The sequence below is a fragment of the Aquiflexum sp. genome (genome assembly GCF_977115555.1).
In genome coordinates this window covers 1-5,328 of the sequence record NZ_CDSBKL010000294.1, presented here as the reverse complement: position 1 = coordinate 5,328, position 5,328 = coordinate 1, and the positions used below count along the sequence as shown (strand labels likewise).

Here is a 5,328-nt window from a genome sequence, read left to right as displayed (position 1 = left end):
AATGGCGTGGCGATGTGAGGGTTTTTCAATTAAAATACTTAAATCTTGTCTGAAAAAAGAGCTTTCAATAACTTCTCATTTAACCACCCCGGGCTTTTCTTTATAGACCCTCACGTAATCCACTTCCATTCTTTGGGGCCAAATATCAGCTGCTACACCTTTGCTTCCTCCCCAATCTCCCCCGACTGCCAAGTTCATGATCAGGTGAAAAGGAATATCAAAAGGCCATTCGGCGGTATTCTTTTCAGTATTCACAAAAGTATGGTACAGCTCCCCATCTATATAAAAATCAATTTTCTTCTCTTGCCAATCAATTGCATAAATATGAAACGCTTCTGAACAGTCAGGAACTGATTTGGTCGCTCCCTTTTGCGTCCCGATCCTGTGATTGAAAGCCTCGGTATGTACAGTACCATGAACTATCCCCTGATCATAACCCACATGCTCCATGATATCGATTTCACCGCTTTTGGGCCATCTCCCGTATTTGCTTTCCTCAGGAAGCATCCAAATTGCCGGCCAAGTCCCCAATCCGGATGGGAGTTTTGCTTTGATCTCAATATATCCATATTGCCAGGAAGCATTGCCTTTAGTCACCAATCTGGCCGAAGTGTAAGCCTTAGCATAACTGCTGTCCTGATGTGCTTCTATAATCAGAATACCGTTTTCTACCCTCGCATTGGCTAGGTTTGCCTTGGTATAAAATTGGAGCTCATTGTTACCCCAACCGTGATCGCCGACATCATAAGTCCATTTTCCGGAATCAGGAAGGCCTTCAGTTTCAAATTCATCCGACCAGACTAGATTATGATCCTTTTCATTACATCCAAAAGCCATCAAAAGAAATAAATAAATTGGTTTTATAATATTTTTCATAATTAATATATAATTTTTTCACTTTGGAATTGTATTTGTTTAATTTAAACTGAATTTAATTTTAAACTTAAACCAAAGCTATTATGTCATTTGACTTAAAGATCAAAGGAAACTGGAACGAACTGAAAGGTAAATTAAAAGAAAAATACGGGGAACTCACCGATGATGACCTTGTTTATGCTGAAGGTCAGGAAGATCAACTCCTGGGAAGACTTCAAAAGAAGACCGGAGTTGCAAAAGAAGAACTAAGCAAATTCCTTTTTGACAAAGAAAACCAAAACTAAATCCAACTACGGAGCGGCTTGAGCCGCTCTTTTTATTGCCCCTCACTTTAATTCCATTCCCCGAAGAATGATACATCATTTTTTATAAATTTGCTGGATACATAAACCCAAATACAAATGGCTTATTACCACAGATTGGGGAATATTCCCCCAAAAAGACATACCCAATTTAGACAGCCTGACGGCAGCCTTTACAAAGAAGAACTCGTCAGCTCTAAGGGATTTTCAGGCATCTATTCCAACCTTTACCATATCCACAATCCCAACGACGTCAAATCCATCGGCAAGCCCACTCCTTTTTCCTGGGAACCGGCCAAAGCACATGGATTGCAACAGACACATCTAAAAACTTCAGGTGTCGGTATTACCGGTAAGGATTACCTTTCTGCCCGCAAAATGCTCATGATGAACAATGACGTCATGATGGGTATCTGTACTCCCGAGCAGCGGAAAATGGATTATTTCTTCAAAAATGCAGATGGGGATGAATTGATCTATGTCCATGACGGCGAAGGCGTGATGTATTCACAATTTGGGAAATTGGAAGTGAGGCAAGGTGATTATATCGTCATTCCGCGGACTACAATTTACAGATTTGAATGGAAAGAAGAAGGTCCACTTCGACTATTGGTGATAGAATCCCACGGCCCGATCGAGACGGTCAAAAGATATAGAAATGAAGTTGGGCAGTTGCTGGAGCATTCTCCCTACTGCGAAAGGGATATCCGCACCCCAAGTGAGTTGGTCATCGAATCAGAAAAGGGAGAATACCTCGTTCAGATAAAAAAAGGAGGAATGCTTCATCCTTACACTTACGGCCACAGTCCTTTGGACATCGTAGGATGGGATGGGTATTTGTATCCCTATGCTCTTTCCATCCATGATTTTGAACCGATTACAGGAAGAATCCACCAACCGCCTCCTGTTCATCAGACTTTTCAGGCTTGGGGATTTGTGATCTGTTCTTTTGTACCAAGGCTGTTTGATTATCATCCTTTGGCGATTCCTGCACCCTATAACCACAGCAATATCGATTCTGATGAAGTACTCTATTATGCCGAAGGGGAATTTATGAGCAGAAAAGGGATTGACCGAGGCTCTTTTACCATCCATATGGGAGGTCTTCCACATGGTCCACATCCCGGAACTGTCGAAAAATCCATCGGGGCAAAATCCACCGAAGAGATCGCTGTGATGCTCGATACATTTAAACCTTTACAGGTCACTACTCAGGGTTTCGAATTTGTTGACCCGAACTATCCAATTTCCTGTAAGGAGTAGGTGATTGGTTATTTGGTTTTTGGTTATTTGTTTAAAGGTTAATTGGTTAAACGTTAATTGAGCATGTTTTAAAATCAAAACAGCTTCTCATTAAAAATGGGAAGCTGTTCTTTTTTTGTGAAAATGATTTACTCTAAATATTCTAGTTCTGTATTTTAGTTTTCTTTCCTTAACCATTTAAAACTCGGGATGAAGTTCAATTGTAGTGGCTATGGACTGTCGACCGTGGTCGGGTTTTTCAAATATCCCAGTATCTTTTTGATCCGAATCATTTCTTATCCACAATCTCCAATATAGGCTGGCCAGTGGCACCGTTTGGAAGGCGGATTTTCAGCATCATGGATAGTGTAGGTGCAATGTCGGTAATGGTAGCATACCTTGAACTTTCACCATGAGGAACATTCCAACCCATAAACACTATCGGTACATGTGTGTCATAGGTATATCCCGTTCCATGTGTAGTGCCCTTGAAGGAGCTGCTCAACCAAGAAGGTTCCAATATCAACAATAAATCTCCTGAAGCTTTATGGTTATACCCCATCTGCAGCAATGATTTATTTCCCCTCAAATACTCCATTCTTCGCATATCAGTTCCTGTATAAACCTCTTTTATACCTGGAAATTTCAATAAGAATTCTGCCAGGGCACGCTGCATCTCTTCTATATCAACCCCTTTTTCTTTAGCCAGATCATAGTTGAGAAAAACCTGCTCGTTGGTAAAACTCGAAATCCAATTGCCTTCCCCATATTTCAAAATTGAAAATCCCCTCATTTGAGTCAAGATATAGCGGGTATTGAAATTGCCAGCAGGCACATTTTCACTAAGCATATAATCCACTATATCCGCTACAGCATGGTCTGCGGTTAAGAATACCAGGTATTCATCTTTACCATATTCTTTGTCCAGGTAATTGAAAAATTGCTCTAATTCTCTGTCCAATCTCAGGTAGTTGTCTTCCAATTCCACTGCGGTTGGCCCAAACCGGTGTCCGATATAATCCGGTGAGGAAAAGCTGATTGCCAACAAATCGGTTTCTCCTCTCTTACCCAACTTCTCCCCTTCAATCGCGGCATAAGCCATATCCAATGTCAGTGTATTGCCAAAAGGAGTCGCTGCTATCAATCCAAGCCCTCCGTTATTTTCCATAAGACTTGGCAAGTCATACGGAAAAACTGTTTTCTCCTGACCTATAAATGGCCCCTCGAATGAATTGTCATCTGCAATACTTTGCTTATAAGTATCTATTGGAAAGAGGGTTTCCCATTTTTGTGTGAGGTATTTTTCTGCCAATTTCTTATCATTGAATTTTTGAACCCAATCAGGCAAAGAGTCATAGTAATAAGTCGAAGTCATGAAATTGCCTGTCTTGCTGTCAAACCAATAAGCATCTCCCAAATGACCCGCAGGCAAAGAAGCACCACGGTCTTTGATTGCAATGCCTACAACTTTAGATCTTTTATTGTTGGAAAATCTCAATTCATCAGAAATGGTAGTAGTATACATATTTCTCGGAGAGATTTTCCCATTTTCAGCAGAGCCCCCTACAGCACTCACTGTGCTGTCCTCTGCACAATATATGGTCCTTCCAAGTTTTCTTACATACCAATCATTAGAGATAATCCCATGGGTTGCAGGGGTAGTTCCGGTATACACAGAGGCATGGCCCGGACCTGTATAGGTCGGGATATAATTGTAATGGGCATTCTTCATCATGTAGCCCTCTTTTATCAGGCGCTTGAAACCTCCCTCAGAATATCTTTCCTGAAACTTATAAAAATACTCTTGCCGCATCTGATCGATTACAATCCCTACCACAATCTTGGGTTTTGCTGCAGTGGTGTTTTTTTGACTTTGGCCAATAGCTGTCAGGCTAATTAACACAAATATGGAGACGATCATCAATTTATTCATCCTGAATAAGGGTTTAAGTTTTGGCAAATATAGGGATTTCCATTTTGCATGTATTTTACGAATTTGTTAATCGGTAAAGAACAAGGGGATTATCTTTCCGGTTTTTCATGGCCGGTTTAATTTTTCCTAAAAGTGATACTATCTTTCGGTCCAAATCTATTCAATCAGGCAAATGAAATCAAGCATTATCAAAGTCCTTTCTTTATCGGTATTGATCTTAACATTTTCAGCAAATCTTTCCTTTAGCCAATCTTTTTTCGGCGATGGTCTAAGTCCGGAATTTCACAAGGGCCGAAGAGAGGCACTGAGGAATTTGTTACCGGAAAATTCAGCCGCTGTATTTTTCAATAATCCTGTCAAAAACAGGTCAAACGATACGGATTTCACCTATAGACCCAATTCTGATTTCTATTATTTCACCGGTTTTAGGGAGCCAAATTCAGCTTTGATTGTATTCAAAACCCCACAAAACATTGATGGCAAAACAGTCGGTGAAATCATCTATATCCAACCCAAAGATCCCGCCAAAGAACAATGGGACGGTGAAAGACTAGGTGTGGAAGGTGTAAAAGAAAACCTTGGACTGGAGCATGTGTATTTATATTCTGATTTTCTCAAAACCCCTTCACTAGATCTTAAGCAATTGAAAACCGTACTTTCCTTTGACCTAGGTGAAATCGAAAGGAATGACTACAATAACCCCCTTAAATCCATGGTTTCAGCTTTAAAATCTGCTCATTCCACTCCTTTGAAACCCGCAGATGCTGCATTGAACAATATCATGGAAAAATTGAGAGTAATCAAAACTGAAGAAGAAATCCAGATCCTGAGAAAAGCAGTCGCTATTTCAGGCTATGGCCATATAGAAGCTTTCCGTTCCATCCAACCCGGCACATCAGAGAGAGGGATCCAAGGAGCTCATGAATTTGTCCATAAAGCTATGGGAGCAGAATATGTCGGATATGGCTCTATTGT

The 5,328-nt window shown here is 40.6% G+C and carries 5 protein-coding genes; 3 read left to right on the top strand and 2 right to left on the bottom strand.

Annotated elements, in window-relative coordinates; all coding sequences use genetic code 11:
- Positions 1-75: 75 nt before the first annotated feature.
- Positions 76-876, bottom strand: a complete 801-nt coding sequence (locus ACZFYI_RS15215; protein WP_462524983.1) for a glycoside hydrolase family 16 protein — start codon at positions 874-876, stop codon at positions 76-78.
- An 83-nt stretch (positions 877-959) separates the two neighbouring features.
- Between ACZFYI_RS15215 and ACZFYI_RS15210 the strand changes: the two genes are divergently transcribed.
- Positions 960-1,160 carry a CsbD family protein gene (locus ACZFYI_RS15210; RefSeq protein WP_462524982.1) on the top strand — a complete coding sequence of 67 codons (201 nt, stop codon included), beginning with the start codon at positions 960-962 and terminating at the stop codon, positions 1,158-1,160.
- A gap of 117 nt (positions 1,161-1,277) precedes the next feature.
- Positions 1,278-2,441 carry a homogentisate 1,2-dioxygenase gene (locus ACZFYI_RS15205; protein ID WP_462524981.1) on the top strand — a complete coding sequence of 388 codons (1,164 nt, stop codon included), beginning with the start codon at positions 1,278-1,280 and terminating at the stop codon, positions 2,439-2,441.
- Positions 2,442-2,709: 268 nt separating this feature from the next.
- Here the strand turns inward: ACZFYI_RS15205 and pafA are convergent, their stop codons facing one another.
- The gene (gene pafA / locus ACZFYI_RS15200; RefSeq protein WP_462524980.1) at positions 2,710-4,353 is read right to left on the bottom strand and encodes an alkaline phosphatase PafA; all 1,644 of its coding nucleotides are present in this window, start codon (positions 4,351-4,353) and stop codon (positions 2,710-2,712) included.
- Positions 4,354-4,525: 172 nt separating this feature from the next.
- On the opposite strand from pafA, the gene ACZFYI_RS15195 reads away from it, so the two are divergent.
- Positions 4,526-5,328: aminopeptidase P N-terminal domain-containing protein (locus ACZFYI_RS15195; RefSeq protein ID WP_462524979.1), on the top strand; the 803-nt coding region annotated here is incomplete at its 3' end.

Excerpts from the sequence above, each read along its gene's own strand:
- ACZFYI_RS15215 (WP_462524983.1), bottom strand. The coding sequence starts at position 876 with ATGAAAAATATTATAAAACCAATTTATTTATTTCTTTTGATGGCTTTT.
- ACZFYI_RS15210 (WP_462524982.1), top strand. The coding sequence starts at position 960 with ATGTCATTTGACTTAAAGATCAAAGGAAACTGGAACGAACTGAAAGGT.
- ACZFYI_RS15205 (WP_462524981.1), top strand. The coding sequence starts at position 1,278 with ATGGCTTATTACCACAGATTGGGGAATATTCCCCCAAAAAGACATACC.
- pafA (WP_462524980.1), bottom strand. The coding sequence starts at position 4,353 with ATGAATAAATTGATGATCGTCTCCATATTTGTGTTAATTAGCCTGACA.